The sequence below is a fragment of the Streptococcus gordonii genome (assembly GCF_001553855.1).
Taxonomy (GTDB): Bacteria; Bacillota; Bacilli; order Lactobacillales; family Streptococcaceae; genus Streptococcus; species Streptococcus gordonii.
Genome location: NZ_LQWV01000001.1, coordinates 38,993 through 57,617 on the forward strand (window position 1 = coordinate 38,993; position 18,625 = coordinate 57,617).

An 18,625-nucleotide genomic window follows, 5' to 3' on the forward strand; every position below is an offset into this window, starting at 1 on the left:
CTAACCTCCCTGAATAGTGATAAATGACTGGACTCGTTTCCAAATCAGCTGAGACAAGCCAAGCATCACTAAGAGCCAGAAAAACTGTAGCAAAAGCGCCTGAAGAATCTGACTGGCATCGTATTTCCCAACAATAATCATGACCGGAGTATAGATCAAGGATGAAAAAGGCAAAAAGGACAGAATCTCTGAAACAACCTTAGGAAAGAATGCCAAGGGAATCAAACTCCCAGACATAAAGGCTACTATGGAAGTCTTGAGTAAATTGGAACCCCATAGATTTTTAAACACAAAGGCTGAAAAACCAAAGCAGATATTAAAGAAAAAGTTAATCAGGTAGGCCAGCATTAAGCTAAAGAGATAAAGGACAGTTAATCCCAGCACTTCAACAATGCCTTGCCCAGATAGGATTTTCATCAAAACAATGACGCATAGGAACGGAAGTCCGACAGAGATAAAAATCAACCACTTGGAACCAAGTTCGGTGAAGAGATAGGAGGCCGCAAAATGCACCGGTCGCAGCAAGCGCATGATAATGGAGCCGTCCTTGACCTCCTCTCCAATCATAAAAGAAGAATCCGACTTGGTCAAAAGATTGGTCACAAAACTCATGATGATGTAGAGGGTGATATCTGCCATGCTAAATCCCTGAATCAAGGACTCTTGCGAGGAATCAAAGACTGCCTTCCAGAGATAAAAGGCCACAAAAGCCCCCATGACATCGCCAATCCGATAGAGAAGAAAATTGACTCGATAGGAGATCAACTCCTGAATCCCTGCATTGATAAAGGGTTTATAACGTCTCCACAATTTGACCATCTTAGAGCTCCTTTCGGTAGAAGCGACGGATGATATCCTCAATATCCGTATCCTCCATCTTCAAATCACGAATTTCAAAATCAGACAGGGTTTGCTTGATAATATCAGCTGACTGGTAACGGGAACTATCAAATTCAATATTGAGGCTATTTCCTTGTCTATCAATGGTCATATCAGACAAGCCTTCATAGTGAGAAACTAGGTGACTTTGACCTGGTAGTAGTTCAAAGGAAAGAGTCTTCATCTTGCCAAAGGTATCCTTAAGCTGGCTGACCGTTCCATCAAAAATCTCCTGCCCCTTGTCAATCATAAAAATCCGATCACAGAGTTGCTCAATATCACTCAGGTCGTGAGTGGTCAAGAGAATGGTTGTTTCTTCCTCCTGATTGATTTGAGTAATGGCCCGACGAATATTATCCTTGACCGAAACGTCCAAACCAATGGTCGGCTCATCTAAAAAGAGAACCTTAGGATTGTGGAGCAAGGAAGCCGCAATGTCCGCCCGCATCCGTTGACCAAGTGAAAGAGTTCGCACGGGGTCCTTGATAAATTCCTTCAAATCCAAGACTTCATTCAAAAAGTCCATACGCCTATGAAAGAGCGAGTCTGGCACATCGTAAATCTCTTTCAAGACCGTGTAAGTCTCTTGCAGAGCCAAATCCCACCACAGCTGGGTGCGTTGCCCAAAAACTACTCCAATATCCTTGACATAGTCTTGGCGATTATCCTGCGGAATCTTGCCGTTAATCCGACAAAAACCAGATGTCGGTTTCAAAATCCCTGTTAGCATTTTGATGGTTGTTGATTTACCTGCACCATTGGCCCCGATAAAGCCTAAAATCTGCCCTTTGGGAACCTCAAAGGTCAAATCTTTGACCGCTTCAAAGATCTGCTTTTCAGGATGAATAAAGGAGCGCAACGCCCCTTTCAACCCTGGTTCCTTGACTGTCTTCACAAAATTTTTCTGAAGATGCTCTACTTCTATCATTGCCATACGTTTCTCAACATCCTATCATTCATGTTACAGACCATCTTCCTACCTAACTCAGGAAAATAGAATCTTATCTCCTCACTATACTACCACTTTTACTTCTAAACTAACATAGGTAATTTAAAAATACTTATCATATTTTATCACACACCAAAAAACCTACCCTTGCGGGCAGGTTTCTGTTTTGTCATGTTCAGCTAGATTAAGCTTTACCTTCTGAACCAAATACGTCAATACGTTCTTCAACAGCTGCTGTGATTGCTTCAAATCCTGGTTTCAAGAATTTACGTGGGTCGAAGAGTTTCTTCTTGTCGTATTCTGCTTCGTTTGCATCGTACTCACGTACAAATTGACGAGTTGCGTTTGCAAATGCGATTTGGCACTCAGTGTTTACGTTAACTTTCGCAACACCAAGTTTGATAGCTGCTTGGATTTGGTCATCAGGAATACCTGAACCACCGTGCAATACGATTGGGAAGCCTGGAAGAGCTTCTGTCAATTTCTTCAAGTGGTCAAGATCAAGACCTTCCCAGTTTGCTGGGTATGGACCGTGGATGTTACCGATACCAGCTGCCAAGAAGTCGATTCCAGTTTCAACCATTGCTTTAGCGTCTTCGATTGGAGCCAATTCACCTTTACCGATGATACCGTCTTCTTCACCACCGATAGTACCAACTTCAGCTTCTACTGAGATACCTTTAGCATGTGCTTTTTCAACAACTTCTTTAGCTAATTTAAGGTTTTCTTCTACTGGAAGGTGTGAACCGTCAAACATGATTGAAGTATAACCAACTTCGATACACTCAAGTGCATCTTCGTAGTGACCGTGGTCAAGGTGGATAGCTACTGGTACAGTGATACCCATTGACTCAACAAGGTTAGCGATCAAGTTGCGAGCAACTTTGTAACCACCCATGTATTTAGCAGCACCCATTGAAGTTTGGATCAAAACTGGAGCTTTTTTAGCTTCTGCTGCGCGCAAGATAGCTTGAGTCCACTCAAGGTTGTTTGTGTTAAATCCACCAACTGCATAACCGTTGTCACGAGCTGCTTGGACAAATTTTTCTGCTGAAACGATTGCCATTATAATCGGCCTCCTCTTATTTTTTGTGGTTAAACCACTTACATTGTTTATTTTATCACTTTTTCAAAAAAAACACCAGCTTCTTCATAGATATAAAACGCTTTCTCATATAGAATTTACCATACAGAGCTCTTAAGATCTTAAAAACAATGTTTCCTAAAGGACTCGCTTTGAAAAATAAAAAAGCCGGCCAAAGCCAGCTTATCCGATGCGGAGAGAGGGACTTGAACCCTCACGACCTAAAGCGGTCACAGGATCCTTAGTCCTGCGCGTCTGCCAATTCCGCCATCCCCGCGATTGAGTACCTTACTAGTATAACAGGACAGTTAAGGCTTGTCAAGAAAATTTTTTAGTTTATTTCAAAAAACCAACTTTCTACTCAATCAACAAGGCTAGGAAATCTAAGCGAAAATGAAGCTAATGCAGGAACACAGAAAACTTAGTGCTGCTGAGTCGCAACAAAGACAGCCACAGTTTGGTCGGGATCGTATTTTTCAAAGTCAATAGTGTAATCTCGATGAAGATCACCTTTTTCTTCTGCCTGCCAAATCCTCTGCCAAGCATGAAGAATCGCTTGCGGATCCTCCTTATCAGCCTCAAATACTTGATAGGTCTGCTCGGATGTATCAAAATCATAGATGTCCCCATCTGTCAAACGACAGATAGAGAGACTGTAGTCTCCTTTGTAATCACTAGCATAGTCATGATAGACAGCATAAACCGGTTCCCCTTTGGCAAAAGCTTCTTTCACAGCTCCCTCTTGTTCCTGCCAGAGAGTTTGGATTTTTTCTATACAATGCTCATCTTGAAAATTATTAGTACGAATACTAGCTAAAATGTTTAGAAACATCTTCTTCCCTCCTTTTGCTTTTCATTATAACATTTCTCTAGAAAAGTCGCTTAGGTCAGACAAAGCAAGTCTATCTCTCCTGGCTCTTTTCTACCGCTGCTGTGACAAAGGCCGTATAAAGACCTTCGGGTCGGTTTGGTCGACTGGAAAGCTCTGGGTGGTATTGACAGGCCACGAAGAATTTATTTTCTGGGATTTCTACTATTTCTACCAAGCGATTGTCTGGTGAAACTCCAGAAAATACAAATCCAGCTGCCTCAAACTTCTCGCGAAAAGCATTGTTAAACTCATAGCGATGACGGTGACGGCGCTGTACGACTTCTTGATGGTCGTAAGCTTCTGCAGCCTTAGAGCCACGCTTAAGCTTAGAAGGATAGAGCCCCAACCTCAGCGTTCCACCCAAGTCTTCGACATCAATCTGATCACGCATGAGGTCAATGATTGGATACGGTGTGTCTGGATTGAGCTCCGCTGAGTTAGCATCTGCCAGACCTAGGACGTGACGGGCAAATTCGACACAGGTCAGCTGCATACCCAAGCAAATCCCCAACATAGGTACATCCTGCTCACGCGCATAGCGGATTGCCTCAATCTTACCCTCGGTTCCCCTCTGACCAAAGCCACCCGGAACGATAATCCCATCCGCATTTCCAAGAAGCTCTGCTGCATTTTCAGCAGTTACCTGATTCGTATCAATCCAGTCAATCTTAACCTCTGCATCGTTGGCATAGCCAGCATGCTTGAGCGCTTCGACAACTGAAATATAGGCATCTGGCAACTCGACATACTTGCCGACCAGAGCAATATGGACCTGCTTTTTCAAGTTCATCACTTTTTCTACCATAGCCGACCACTCTGTCATATCCGCTACCGGTACATCCAGTTTCAGATGGTCACAGACGATTTGGTCCATATTTTGCGCCTGCAAGTTGAGAGGAATTTGGTAGAGATGCTCCACATCTAGTGACTCAATGACCGCCTCAGGCGCTACATCGCAGAATTGAGCCAATTTGTTTTTGATGTTTTGTCCAACTGGTTGCTCTGTCCGAATGACCAACATATTTGGCTGAATTCCTAGACCTCGCAATTCCTTGACTGAATGCTGAGTCGGCTTGGTCTTCATTTCGCCGGCTGCCTTGAGATAGGGCAGGAGGGTTGTATGGATATACATGACATTGTCTGCTCCAACATCCGCCTTCATCTGGCGCAAAGCTTCTAAGAAAGGAAGAGACTCGATGTCGCCCACTGTGCCTCCGACCTCTGTGATAATCACATCCGAGTCCGTCGTCCGTGCTGCCCGCTTGATCTTGTCCTTGAGAGCATCTGTAATATGTGGAATAACTTGAACCGTCGCTCCCAGATACTCGCCTTTACGCTCCTTGCGCAGGACTTCGCTATAGATTTTACCAGTGGTGACATTGGAGTATTTATTGAGATTGATGTCAATAAAACGCTCATAATGCCCCAGATCCAGATCCGTCTCAGCTCCATCATCTGTGACAAACACTTCTCCATGCTGGTAAGGGCTCATGGTACCAGGATCAATGTTGATATAGGGATCAAACTTCTGAATCGTAACCTTGAGGCCGCGATTCTTCAAAAGCCGACCCAGACTAGCTGCTACAATCCCTTTCCCGATAGAAGAAACTACACCGCCGGTGACAAAAATGTATTTAGTTGACATACATGCTCCTTTTCATAAAACAATTCGTTCCAGCAACCTCAAGGTTACTGGAATCTTATCTAGGGGAGGATTTTCCATAATCTGTCTAAAAAAGAAAAATAGCTCCCTGAAAACAGGAAGCTCTGACCTCTAAAAGAGGTGCCCGAACAGTATGATATCGCAAACCTGAAAAATTGTCAAATGTTTTCAGTCAGTTTTCATCTCTTTTTTATCGACATAAGGACATGTAGTTTAAGTTCTACATAGGGTATAGACTCCGCTAAATAGGACTAGATCGTTCTGATTTTTTAAAAACAATTTCGTAGCATTGATTCACGGGATCATTGGGCTACACCCAGAGCTACTTCTTGTTCCAGCCAGAGAGCAATGATTGACTTGAAAATTATTTGTTCGAATACTACTTAGTTTTTCAAAAATATGAACGCTCCCCGCTTAGCTTAATTTATGGATGGCTAACAATCATTTCTAGATCGTGACCTTCTAACTTCCAGCTAGCCACATCGCTCGGTAGGATAAAATGGTCTCCCTTATGAATTGGATAGACTTGACCATCTACTGTCAACTGACCTTGTCCATTTAATACGCTGTTGAGCGTATAGTCAGCTGTTTTAGTGAAATCAGCCTGACCAGTCAGTTCCCACTTGCAGACAGCAAAGAAATCATTGGCAACCAGTAAAGTTGAAGACAGATTATCCACTTGTAAATTGACTGGTCGGCTATTTGCGGGTTCCCCAATATTTAAAACATCGATAGATTTTTCTAGGTGCAATTCACGGAGATTTCCTGCATCATCCTTGCGGTCAAAGTCGTACACACGGTAAGTTGTATCACTAGACTGTTGAGTTTCTAAAATCAAGATACCTGAACCAATAGCATGCATGGTTCCACTTGGTACATAGTAGAAGTCACCTGCTTTAACCTTTACCTTCGTCAAGAGCTGATCCCAGTTCTTGGATTCGATTTGTTCGCGAAGTTCTTCTTTACTCTTGGCATTGTGGCCATAGATAATCTCTGCACCTTCGTCTGCAGCAATAATATACCAACATTCAGTTTTTCCTAACTCACCCTCGTGTTTCAAGCCGTATGCATCATCTGGATGGACCTGAACACTAAGCCAGTCATTGGCATCCAAAATCTTGGTCAAGAGAGGAAAGACCGGCTCAGAACGGTCCCCGAAAAGTTCCCTGTGTTCAGCATAAAGCGTATCTAACTTTTGACCAGCAAAACGGCCATTTTTCACAGTGGATACACCATTTGGATGGGCTGAAATCGCCCAATATTCACCGACCTTATCACTAGGAATCTCATAGCCAAACTCGTCTCTCAGCTTGGTTCCACCCCAAATTTTTTCGTGCATGACTGATTGTAGAAATAATGGTTCTGACATATCTTACCCCCAAAATGTACTTTTCTCTATTATATCAAAAAATAGATAAGCTAAAATAATCTCCCTTCACCTTTCTATATCAAAAATTACAGTAAATTTAGTAATTACTCTTATTTCTAGGAAAAATTCAAAAGCACCGCAATTGCAGTGCTTTCTTCTTTATTCTTGCTCTTCTTCGACGAACTGACTGTTGTAAAGATCGGCGTAGAAACCTCCCTGCTCCATGAGCTGGTCATGGCTTCCTTGCTCGATAATATTACCATCACGCATAACTAAGATCAGATCAGCATTGCGAATAGTGGATAGGCGGTGAGCAATGACAAAGGAAGTCCTGCCTTCCATCAGCTTGTCCATCGCTTTTTGAATCAATTCCTCTGTCCGTGTATCGACTGAGGAAGTCGCCTCATCTAAGATAAGGAGTGGTGCATCTTTGAGCAGAGCCCTTGCAATAGTCAGGAGCTGCTTTTGACCAACAGAAAGGCTGACTGTGTCATCCAGAACTGTATCATAGCCGTCCGGCAAGGTCATGATAAAGTGGTGGACACCAACCGCTTTTGCAGCTTCAACAACTGCTTGGTCTGTGATATCTTTCTGATTATAGATCAAGTTTTCTTTAATAGTCCCTTCAAAAAGCCATGTATCTTGTAGAACCATAGAGAAAGCACCGTGAACTTCTGAGCGTTGCATATCCTTGATATCCACACCGTCAATCATGATTTGCCCACGTTCAATATCATAGAACTTCATGAGTAGGTTGACAATTGTTGTCTTACCAGCACCAGTAGGGCCAACAATTGCAATTTTTTGTCCAGCCTTTGCTTCTGCTGAGAAATCGTGAATAATAGTCTTATCAGGATTGTAACCAAAGAAGACATCTTTAAACTGGACATGTCCTTTTACACTTGTTAATTGTTGAAGTTTATGAGAATCATCTTCCATATCCCCTTCTGCTAAAAACTCAAAGACTCGTCCCATGGCTGCACTAGCAGATTGGAGGGTTGTAATTCCCTGGGCGATTTGGGAAAGAGGTTGAGAAAAAATTCGTACATAGACCATGAAAGCTACAATCGTTCCCATGCTAATGGAGCCATTAATAGCCATTATAGCACCTACAATCACAACCATCACATAGCCAAAATTACCAACAAAGTTCATCAGTGGAAACATAATTCCTGAAATAAATTGTGACTTCCACATACTAGTATACAGATTTTGATTGAGGGCATTGAAGGCCAGGCGCGTCTTTTCTGCACCATTGTAACTAGTGATAACATTGTGCCCGGAGTACATTTCTTCCACATAACCATTAATAGCTGCTAGATTACTTTGCTGTTCTTGGAAATATCTTTGAGATTTCGCCATCAGAACTGCTGAGAAAACAAATCCCAATAAGACCGAACCAATCGTCACAAATGAAAGTACAACATTCGTATAAAACATCATAAAGAGTACAGCAATTAAAAGTAAGACCGAAGAAATCAGAGTCCCCAAGCTCTGTGTCAACGATTGTCCGACTGTATCTACATCATTTGTCACCCGTGATAGGGTATCGCCTTGAGAATGACTATCAAAGTAACTTAATGGCAGGCGGTTGATTTTCTCTGCAATCGCAGTTCTCAAACGTTTTGAAAAGTGCTGAATCATATCCGAAATAGCATAACCCTGTGCATAATTGATAAGAGAGCCCACAACATAAAGAAAAACTAAGAACAAACCTATATTTGAGATAGCTCCCAAATCCATCTCACCTACTAGACCATCTGTAATTAAGTTCGTGATCTCACGCAACTTATAAGGACCAAAGACTGTAATAATACTAGAGATGATTGCACCGGTTACTGCAATGACAAAAGGAAGCTGGAAGCCTTTAATATAGGGCTTCATCTGGGTAAATAAAGGTGTTTTTTTATTTTCCATTTTCTAGTTCCTCCTTTGATAATTGAGAATAAGCAATTTCTTGGTACACTTCATTCGTAGTCAACAACTCTTTATGGGTACCTTGTCCAACGACTTTACCATTGTCTAGAACTAGGATTTGATCGGCATCCATAATAGTGGAGATTCGTTGAGCGACAATCAGCTTTGTCATATGTTGGGTCTGTTCTGCCAATTCTTTTCGTAAAATACGATCTGTCTTATAGTCCAAAGCAGAGAAAGAATCATCAAATATTAAAATTTCCGGCTTACGGGCCAATGCACGCGCAATAGCCAGACGTTGGCGTTGACCACCAGAATAGTTGGTGCCTCCTTGAGACACTTCAGACTCAAGCTCTGCCTCTTTTTCTTCTACAAATGATTTGGCTTGTGCTAGTTCAAGGGCTTCCCACATTTTCTCTTCATCTAGTGGAGTTTCCATGCTTTCTCCAAAGTCCAAATTTGAAGCAATTGTTCCTGAGAAAAGTACAGCTTTCTGCGGAATATATCCTACCTTATTACGTAGAGCTTTAAGCTCGTAGTCACGGACATCTATACCATCGACTAGAATCCTACCTTCTGACACATCATAGAAACGAGGTATCAAATTGACAAGGGTTGATTTACCTGAACCAGTAGATCCAATAAAGGCAACTGTTTCACCAGCTTTAGCCGTAAAGCTAACATGCTCAATGACTGCCTCAGAATTTTTGGCATAACGGAAAGAAACATCTTCAAAAGTTACTTGACCTTTGCTTTGGCCTTCAGTCTTTGCTTGATCTTTTTCTTTGATACTGCTATCCAGTGCTAACACTTTGTTAATCCGTCCTGCCGAAACAAGGGTACGTGGTAAAACAATAAATAAAGCCCCCATCAGCAAGAAGCCAATTACAACCTGCATACCATAAGACATGAAAACAACCATATCACTGAATAGACCAAGCTTATCAGCAGATGCTGCGCTATGAATCAAATAAGCTCCAATCCAATAAATAGCCAGCGTTAAACCACTTGAAATTCCGCTCATAATCGGATTGAACAAAGACATGAAGCGGTTAATAAAAATATTAAGGCTAGTTACCTCGTCGTTTGCTGCACCAAATTTTGCATCCTGGTAATCTTCTGCATTATAGGCCCGAACAACCCGAATCCCTGTCAAACTCTCACGTGTCACACTATTTAATTTATCTGTCAAGGTTTGTACAATAGATTGCTTTGGAAAAGCCAAAGTCACTAAGACAATCGTCATTAATATAATGGCCGCAACCGCAACTAAAACAGCGATCAACCAAGCATCTGATTTGCCAACAACCTTCGTCATAGCCCAAATCGCCATGATGCTTCCTCGAATAACAACTTGTAGTCCCATAGCGATAAACACCTGAATTTGGGTAATATCGTTGGTTGTTCTGGTCAGAAGACTTGGGATAGAGAATTTTTTAATCTCTGAATTAGAATAATCCAAGACACGATTAAAAATATCCTCACGCAAGCGGGTAGTATAGCTAGAAGCCATCCGAGAGGACACAAAACCAGCTATTACCAAGGAGAATAAGCTGGCAAAGGATAGGCCTAGCATTTTCAAACCTGGCACCCATAGATCTCCTGTCGTTGTCCCCGGTGTCTGTAGTAAGGTTGTAATTTCCGACATATAAGTTGGCACTTCCAACTCTAGATAAACGGTCAGACAGATAAAAACAACTGTCATCAAAATCAGGCCGATTTCTTTTGACGTCAAGCGTTTAAATAATTTAAACATTGGCATCCTCGCTTTCTAATTTCTCAATATTTTGGTGGAATTTCGCCATAACCAGAGTGAAGGTTGCCAATTCTTCTTCTGAAACACCCTGGAGGAGACAGCGATCGATTTCATTAAAAAAATCATGTAACTCTTTCAATTGTTGTTTAGACTGGGCTGTTAAATGAATCATCTTGGCCCTTTTATCTGTCTCGCTTACCTCAAGAAAGATGGATCCATTTTTTTCCATCCGTTTGATTAGATTGCTGGCCACCGACTTAGAAATATCTAACTCATGCTCAATATCCCTAATAAAGGTCGAAAGTCCTCTCTTCGCTCGGTGAGATACGATATGAAGAACTTGACCTTGTGGACCTCCCATAAATTCCATCCCACAAACCTTAGCGCGTTTCTCTATGATCCGTTGAGTTTTTCTGCCAAAGCGTTTGAATTCTAATAAAGGCTTTTCCAATACATGCTCCTTTCCATTTAGTTCTCTTGAGAACAAATAAGTTTCCGTGAGAACTATTCTAACACTTCAAAAATGAAAGTCAAGAAAAAAGTTTCCGTGAGAACTATATTTTTTAAAAAAAGAAACTGGGAACCAAAGTCCCAGTTCTATCTATTCAAAAGATCTCGCCCTTCAGCTATTCTACGCCTCATTAACTCTTCTTTTAATGCTCTAAAAACGTCTATTAAATAGAAAAATGAGGTTCCCTCGTCTCATCTTTACTTTCTTCTTTTCTATGGAAATAGCCACTTAATATGAGGAGCCAATTCGGAAATCTGTTGATGGAGTTCGTTGAAACTAACATCTTTCACATGGTCCAAATTTAAAGAAATGGCACTTGCGTCTTGATCCTTAGGATAAAAATATAGAATTCTAATGTCCGGATCTGCAGACGTCCTATGAGACCGGTAAAGATCATATTCAATCATCTCAATCTCCTGCCATAAGAAGAACTTCTCGCTTTTATCAGATAGGCCTCTTAATCTCATTCCCGATTGATCCATCTCTAGAATCGGAGGTCTATGATTGGAAATATAGCCTAAAACAAACATCAAAATAGCAATGATCCCCACTCCCCAATAGACCATATTTAACATAACATCACTTTCTTCAGAAGTCTGACCATTTCTCTCATCCTCTTTGCTGATTGGATTACGATAAATTATTTGATTAGCATTATTCTGACTTTCTGATGCAGGGGTCTGGTTATCTAAAGAGGCAAAAGCCATAGTAAAAAAGATACCCAAGAGCAAGAGAAAGCCTATGAAATAAAAAGTTGAGCCATCGCGCTTATATACTTTCATTCTATCTCCCTATATAAGAATCCCTTCCAAATGATCCAGCTCGTGCTGACAGATTTGAGCCGGAAAGTCTTTCAGAGTTATGGTTTGTGGTTGCCAATTTCGATCTAGGTAATCGACAGTAATTTCTTGATAACGGGTTGTAGATCTGCTACCAACAAGAGACAGGCAAGCTTCCTCTGTCTGATAAGGACCTGACTTAGCGCGCAAGACTGGGTTAAACATAATGATTGGAACCATCCCATACATGAAAATGATCACGCGCTTCTTAACCCCAATCATATTTGCCGCAAGACCGACACAGTTTTCTTGATTGGCTAGCAGAGTATCCTGCAGATCTTGAGCAAGGTAGAGATCGGATTTTACAGCTACTTCTGATTTTTGCTGTAAAAAGAGAATATCTTTTACAATAGATTGTTGCATGTTACACCTCATATAATAAAGGCCTGATCAAGTCAGACCTTTACTCCTTTATTTTGCATGTCGTTCGCTGATTTCTTTAGCCAGTACAAAGTTACCCAACGTTGCAGATCCATTACCAGCTACAGCTGGTGTCACAATATAATCACGAACATCTGGAACAGGAAGATAGCCATTGAGTAGCACTGTGAATTTCTCGCGAACACGGTCCAACATGTGCTGTTGCGCCATTACTCCACCACCAAAGACAATCACATCTGGTCGGAAAGTTACAGTAGCTTGAATCGCAGCTTGAGCAATGTAGTAAGCTTGAATATCCCAGACAGAGCTGTTAAGCTCAATATTTTCACCACGGATTCCGGTACGAGCTTCCAAGCTTGGACCAGCTGCCAGACCTTCCAAACAGCCATTGTGGAAAGGACAGACACCATTAAATTCTTTTTCTACGTCCATCGGATGCTTAGCTACATAGTAGTGACCCATTTCTGGGTGACCAGCACCACCGATAAATTCTCCACGTTGAATCGCTCCAGCTCCAATTCCTGTCCCAATTGTATAATAGACCAAGTTTTCAATACGGCCACCAGCATTGTTGCGAGCTACCACTTCTCCAAAAGCGGAACTATTGACATCAGTAGTAAAGTAAATTGGTACATTAAGAGCACGACGAAGGACACCAACGATATCCACATTCGCCCAATGAGGCTTTGGAGTTGTCGTAATGAAACCGTATGTTTTTGAATTTTGATCAATATCAATTGGTCCGAAAGAGCCAACAGCTAAACCAGCTAAATTATCAAAACGAGAGAAAAATTCAATCGTTTTATCTAAAGTTTCAATCGGTGTTGTAGTAGGAAACTGTGTTTTTTCAACAATTTCAAACTTCTCATTACCAACCGCACAGACAAACTTAGTCCCGCCAGCTTCCAAACTTCCATATAATTTTGTCATAAAATTCCTCTTCTTTTATGCTATCAGATTTAAGTTAATCAGACTTCCCTGACACTTTTAATCTGATTCGCAAGTTTTTCTTTTTTGCATTCAATTTATTATAGCATATCTCACGGCAACTATTTCACCAAACTAAATTTTTTTCATGCTTTTTTCAAGACATTTAACCAATATCCTACTCCTAAAAAATATCCCCCAAGTTTTCTCGGGGGAGTTGTCAATTCACTTCTTACTCATAAATCATTGGAAGCTGACTGTATTATTTTTTATGATCATTTTTGATTCTGGTGAGATATCCGTTTGTTCTAGTGTTATAATCGTTTCACCTTTTTCATCCAATATATGCCAAGCACCATCTTTATGTCCTAGCAAAGCAACACCATTCTCTCCGCTATCTTCATCTTTGTATGTTGTAGAAAATGCCTGATCCACACCCTCTAGCAAGCGCTCCTCTTTTGTACTAAGGGTTACCAAATAGTAAGCTCCTGCTCGAACACCTAGCGCGTACTGATTATCAATCTGAGTGTACTTTTCATAAGCTGATTTGGAAGCTAAGGCGCTACTGAGAGTTTTACTCAATTGTTTCTTCACCTCTTCACTTCTTTCCTCATCCAGAGATTGAATTGTTTTCTGTACATCTTTGACCTTAGCAACTTCCTGTCTTTTGACCTCTCTAGCCTGATAAATTAAGAAGGTTCTAACCAAAAATGAACTCCCAAAAACAAAACCGACAATCAGAGCAATGACATTACCTTTTTTCTTCATCCGATCCCCCATGTATCTATAAGTAGTATATAAGAAATGTGTCCTTATAACTTATAGCATAACAGAATATTTTTGAGAAAACAAATAAAACCTAGCAAAACTAGGTTTTATGATCTTATTCAACGGTTACTGACTTAGCCAAGTTACGTGGCTTATCGACATCCAGACCACGATGCAAGGTTGCATAATAAGCAACAAGCTGGGTTGGAACAACCATAGAAATTGGTGATAGATAAGGGTGTACTTGACTGAGTACAATATCATCATTATCTTTGGCTACATTTTCTTCAGCAATGGTCAATACATTGGCACCACGAGCTGCTACTTCTTGGATATTTCCGCGCGTGTGGTTGGCAAGGACAGGATCTGATAAGAGGGCCAGAACTGGTGTTCCTTCTTCAATCAAGGCAATCGTACCATGTTTTAATTCACCAGCTGCAAATCCTTCACACTGAATATAAGAGATTTCTTTAAGCTTGAGGCTGGCTTCCATGGCTACATAGTAATCTTGACCACGGCCGATATAGAAGGCATTGCGAGTTGTTCCCAAGAGATTGTCAACCTTGCTCTCAATGAGTTCTTTCTCAGAAAGAGTTGATTCGATAGACTGGGCTACCAAGGATAGTTCATGAACCAGGTCAAAGGCTGCAGCTTTTTCAGAAGCATTGGCGTCTCCTACTGCTTTGGCTAAGAATGCCAAGGCAGCAATTTGTGCAGTATAGGCCTTGGTTGAAGCAACTGCGATTTCAGGCCCCGCATGAAGAAGCATGGTATGGTTAGCTTCACGAGACAAGGTTGATCCTGGCACATTTGTAACTGTTAGGCTTGGAATCCCCATTTCATTGGCCTTGACCAAGACCTGGCGGCTATCAGCTGTTTCGCCTGACTGACTAATAAAGATAAAGAGTGGTTTTTTACTGAGAAGTGGCATACTGTAGCCCCATTCAGATGAAATTCCCAGCTCAACTGGCGTATCTGTTAATTCCTCAAGCATTTTCTTAGAAGCAAAGCCAGCATGGTAAGAAGTACCTGCTGCAAGGATGTAAATACGGTCAGCTTCTTGTACAGCCTTGACGATAGCTGGATCTACGACTACTTGGCCATTTTCATCTGTATAGGCTTGGATGAGTTTGCGCATGACAGTTGGTTGCTCATCGATTTCCTTGAGCATGTAGTAAGGATAGGTTCCTTTACCAATATCAGACAAGTCTAACTCAGCAGTATAACTTTCGCGTTTCTGAAGGTTACCGTCATAGTCCTGAACCTCTACACTGTCTTTACGAACAATAACCAACTCTTGGTCATGGATTTCCATAAATTGATTGGTTTCCCGAATCATGGCCATAGCATCTGAGCAGACCATATTATAGCCTTCTCCCAGACCAACTAGAAGCGGAGATTTATTTTTTGCAACGTAAATGACTTCAGAATCTTCTGAATCAACCAAGGCAAAAGCATATGAACCACGGATGGTGTGAAGAGCTTTTTTAAAGGCTTCTAGGACTGATAAACCGTCTTCCTCAACAAATTTCCCAATCAAATGCACTGCAATTTCAGTATCTGTCTGTCCTTTGAAGTGGTGACCAGCAAGGTATTCTTCTTTGATTTCCAAATAGTTTTCAATCACACCATTGTGAACCAGCACAAAACGCCCTGCCTCAGAGCGATGAGGGTGGGCATTGCTCTCGCTTGGTTTCCCATGAGTAGCCCAGCGGGTATGACCAATACCCGTCGAACCTGCTACGTCGATTCCAATTTTAGAACGCAGGTCTGCAATACGGCCGACAGATTTGACCAAGCTAGAATTTTTTCCTGTTGTTACAAAAATTCCAGCTGAGTCATAACCACGGTATTCCAATTTTTCCAAACCCTGCATCAAGATATCAGTTGCGTTGCGATTTCCAACAACTCCGACAATTCCACACATACTTACTAATTGAGTGATGTTCTAAGGACATCACTACTCTCCTTTAAAATTGGTATAGTCTGATTTTATAGAAAAATCATTGGCGAAGTCAGTATACAATGCTTCTTTCTGTTTGTCAAGCTGTAAATCTTTAAAAATTGGTCTAGTTAAGATAAGCTTAAGAAAAACCTATCAACCTTCTAGTTGATAGGTTATTTGTTGAATAAACTAACACATGATAACTTCCTGAATTTGAATAGTTGATATTTCCTTGAGGCAACTTAATCAATTAGCAACTCTTCTCAGAAAAAACTTCTGGCAAGTTTCTTCTGGATAGCCTAAATTCTTTAAATATTAGTATATTTAAGACCCTTTTTCCCAAGATCTTCAATCCATTCTTCTTGCATATTTCTTTTCACTAAATCCTCAGATAATAAATCTGCCATCATGCATACCTTTTGATAATCATTTTTTGCTTTCTCTAGATTATCTTCTACAAATAAAGCAACCTTCCAATTTAGGGCATGAACAAAAATGTTGTCCTGAAAATTACGTCTTTTTGTCATAATATCATTTAGTACGTTTACAATATCAGGTAATATCTCGTATATCCCATAATGGGCCAATACACCTGCTGCTGAAACAATCGTATTTTGAACCTTTTCCAGCTCCGATAATGGAAAGTAGTCTGCAGCCAAGATCACTTTACTCAGTAAGTCTACAAATTCTTCCTGATTAAAGTCTCCTAGTGCTAAGGAAAGCAAGCGCAATTGAATAATCTCCACATCATTAAAGCTTAATTCCTTTTTCTTCATTGCCTGCTCTAGGTACTCATCTAATAAACCTTGATCAAAGGAAGGATCTTTAGCACCAATCATGTCAACAGTTGCCTGAGCTACCTGAATAGATATTTGCTCCTCTTCTGGTAAATTCTCAAAATAGTTTTCATAAATTTCATCAATAATTTTTTCAAGTAAACGAAGACGTTCTGGATCGCCATAATGATACAAGGTTCGTAATTGATATTTCAAATCAATGTATTCAGGAGGTAATTCTAAACTATTATTGTTAGCCAAGACATCTAAAGAAACATCTAGCTTGTCAGCAATATACTTTGCTGTTGCAATCGTGGGCAGAGACTGTCCTTTCTCAATCCGCTGGAGCTGACGTGTCGTTAACACATCTTCTAAATCACAGATTGCCTGTCTACTTAATCCTTTGCTTTCACGGAGATTTTGAATCCTTTGTCCCAATTCTGTCTTGAAATCCACCTTTTATTCTCCATTTTTCAAAAATATTGGTGCTATTATAACATATTTTGATATTCAAATCATAGCATAGGCCTACCAACCTTTTGTTGATAGGCCTTCTTATTTATTCTTCAAATCCATTCTGCTGACTAAGCTTACGGAACCAATAACCTGATTTCTTAATAATTCGTTCTTGAGTTTCCAAATTCAATTCAATCAGACCATAACGGTTTTTATAGCTATTAAGCCAAGACCAGCAATCGATAAAGGTCCACATGAGATAGCCAGTACAGTTGGCCCCGTCTTGAATGGCACGGTAGAGCTGGCGCAGATGTCCTTTGACAAAGTCAATTCGATAATCATCTTGGATAAAGCCATCTTCACGGAATCTTTCTTCACCTTCGACTCCCATTCCATTCTCCGTCAGCATCCATTCGATATTGCCATAATTTTCTTTGATATTTTGAGCGATATCATAAATCCCTTGCTCATAGATTTCCCAGCCACGGTGGGGATTGATTTTACGACCAGGCATGACATAAGGCTCATAGAAATGCTCTGGCAGGAGTGGACTGTCTGGATGCTTGGCAAAACGCGGTGCCATAACCCGCAAAGGTTGGTAGTAATTGACTCCAAGGAAGTCCACGGTGTGCTCGCGAATGAGTTCCAACTCCTCCGCTGTATAATCTGGCAGCAAATCATGCTCAGACAAAATCTTCACTAACTCCTCTGGATAAGTCCCTAAAACAGATGGATCTAAGAAAGATTGGGCTTGGAAGAGGTCCGCAATACGCGCAGCCTTCACATCAGCAGGATGTTGGCTTCGTGGATAAGCTGGTGTCAAGTTTAGGACAATCCCAATCTTAGAGTCAGGCAAGATTTCATGACAAGCCTTGACTGCAAGGGTACTAGCTAGTTGTGTATGATAAGCAACCTGAACTGCTGCTTTTGCATCCACCTTGTGAGGATAATGGGCATCATAAAAATAGCCAAACTCCACCGGAACGATAGGTTCATTAAAGGTAATCCATTGATCTACCAAGTCCCCATAGGTCTCAAAACAGAAACGAGCATAGTCAACATAGGCCTTGATGGTTGCCTTATTTTCCCAACCATCCCCATCTTCTTGAAGGGCAAAAGGCAGGTCAAAGTGGTAGAGATTGACTAAAAGGCGGATTCCCTTAGCCTTAATGGCTCCAAAGACCTGTCTATAGAAAGCCACTCCTTGAGGATTAACTTCGCCTCGGCCTTGTGGGAAAATCCGTGACCACTGGATAGAAGTTCGGAAGGCTGTATGACCTGTCTCGACTAGAAGATCAATATCTTGCTCCCAATGTTGATAAAAAGTAGATGTTTGTTCTGGACCGATTTCATTGTAGTAACGATTGGGCTCCACTTGGTACCAGTAATCCCAGAGATTGTCCCCCTTGCCGTCACCAGACACGCGTCCTTCAGTTTGCGGACCAGATGTGGAAGAACCCCAAACAAAGTCTTTTGGAAATGTAAGCATATGGTTACCTCACTTTATAAAGTCACCTTCATTATACTCTTTCTG

16 protein-coding genes and 1 tRNA gene are annotated in these 18,625 nt (G+C 41.1%); all 17 read right to left on the bottom strand.

The features are described from left to right. A complete protein-coding gene (locus AWH02_RS00175; protein ID WP_060553903.1) occupies window positions 1-819 on the bottom strand; it encodes an ABC transporter permease in 819 nt (272 codons plus the stop codon). A 1-nt stretch (window position 820) separates the two neighbouring features. Then, entirely contained in the window at window positions 821-1,813 is a 993-nt protein-coding gene (locus AWH02_RS00180; RefSeq protein ID WP_060553902.1) for an ABC transporter ATP-binding protein, read from the bottom strand. 199 nt (window positions 1,814-2,012) lie between these two features. After that, complete coding sequence (locus AWH02_RS00185; RefSeq protein ID WP_060553901.1) at window positions 2,013-2,894, bottom strand: class II fructose-bisphosphate aldolase; 882 nt, start codon at window positions 2,892-2,894, stop codon at window positions 2,013-2,015. A 209-nt stretch (window positions 2,895-3,103) separates the two neighbouring features. Then, window positions 3,104-3,189 (bottom strand) — tRNA-Leu (locus tag AWH02_RS00190). Between the two features lie 144 nt (window positions 3,190-3,333). Further along, window positions 3,334-3,744 (bottom strand): GyrI-like domain-containing protein, encoded by a 411-nt coding sequence (locus tag AWH02_RS00195; RefSeq protein WP_060553900.1) that lies wholly within the window; start codon window positions 3,742-3,744, stop codon window positions 3,334-3,336. 70 nt (window positions 3,745-3,814) lie between these two features. Then, window positions 3,815-5,428 carry a CTP synthase gene (locus tag AWH02_RS00200; RefSeq protein WP_060553899.1) on the bottom strand — a complete coding sequence of 538 codons (1,614 nt, stop codon included), beginning with the start codon at window positions 5,426-5,428 and terminating at the stop codon, window positions 3,815-3,817. A 442-nt stretch (window positions 5,429-5,870) separates the two neighbouring features. Beyond that, on the bottom strand, window positions 5,871-6,815 hold the full coding sequence (manA, locus tag AWH02_RS00205) for a mannose-6-phosphate isomerase, class I (protein WP_060553898.1): 945 nt from the start codon (window positions 6,813-6,815) through the stop codon (window positions 5,871-5,873). A gap of 159 nt (window positions 6,816-6,974) precedes the next feature. Beyond that, window positions 6,975-8,732, bottom strand: a complete 1,758-nt coding sequence (locus AWH02_RS00210) for an ABC transporter ATP-binding protein (protein WP_060553897.1) — start codon at window positions 8,730-8,732, stop codon at window positions 6,975-6,977. Next, entirely contained in the window at window positions 8,722-10,488 is a 1,767-nt protein-coding gene (locus AWH02_RS00215; protein WP_060553936.1) for an ABC transporter ATP-binding protein, read from the bottom strand. The genes AWH02_RS00210 and AWH02_RS00215 overlap by 11 nt, the downstream gene beginning before the upstream one ends. Further along, a complete protein-coding gene (locus AWH02_RS00220) occupies window positions 10,481-10,939 on the bottom strand; it encodes a MarR family winged helix-turn-helix transcriptional regulator (protein ID WP_012130789.1) in 459 nt (152 codons plus the stop codon). The genes AWH02_RS00215 and AWH02_RS00220 overlap by 8 nt, the downstream gene beginning before the upstream one ends. A gap of 272 nt (window positions 10,940-11,211) precedes the next feature. Next, window positions 11,212-11,781, bottom strand: a complete 570-nt coding sequence (locus AWH02_RS00225) for a hypothetical protein (RefSeq protein WP_060553896.1) — start codon at window positions 11,779-11,781, stop codon at window positions 11,212-11,214. A 9-nt stretch (window positions 11,782-11,790) separates the two neighbouring features. After that, a complete protein-coding gene (locus AWH02_RS00230) occupies window positions 11,791-12,201 on the bottom strand; it encodes a peptide deformylase (protein WP_060553895.1) in 411 nt (136 codons plus the stop codon). A gap of 48 nt (window positions 12,202-12,249) precedes the next feature. After that, window positions 12,250-13,149, bottom strand: coding sequence for a fructokinase ScrK (gene scrK / locus AWH02_RS00235; protein WP_045504231.1), 900 nt, complete (start codon window positions 13,147-13,149; stop codon window positions 12,250-12,252). 240 nt (window positions 13,150-13,389) lie between these two features. Then, entirely contained in the window at window positions 13,390-13,914 is a 525-nt protein-coding gene (locus AWH02_RS00240) for a hypothetical protein (protein WP_060954889.1), read from the bottom strand. Between the two features lie 115 nt (window positions 13,915-14,029). Continuing rightward, complete coding sequence (gene glmS, locus AWH02_RS00245; RefSeq protein WP_060553894.1) at window positions 14,030-15,841, bottom strand: glutamine--fructose-6-phosphate transaminase (isomerizing); 1,812 nt, start codon at window positions 15,839-15,841, stop codon at window positions 14,030-14,032. 326 nt (window positions 15,842-16,167) lie between these two features. Then, window positions 16,168-17,091 (bottom strand): helix-turn-helix domain-containing protein, encoded by a 924-nt coding sequence (locus AWH02_RS00250; RefSeq protein WP_060553893.1) that lies wholly within the window; start codon window positions 17,089-17,091, stop codon window positions 16,168-16,170. A gap of 103 nt (window positions 17,092-17,194) precedes the next feature. Further along, the gene (locus AWH02_RS00255; RefSeq protein ID WP_060553892.1) at window positions 17,195-18,580 is read right to left on the bottom strand and encodes a glycoside hydrolase family 1 protein; all 1,386 of its coding nucleotides are present in this window, start codon (window positions 18,578-18,580) and stop codon (window positions 17,195-17,197) included. Window positions 18,581-18,625 lie beyond the last annotated feature (45 nt).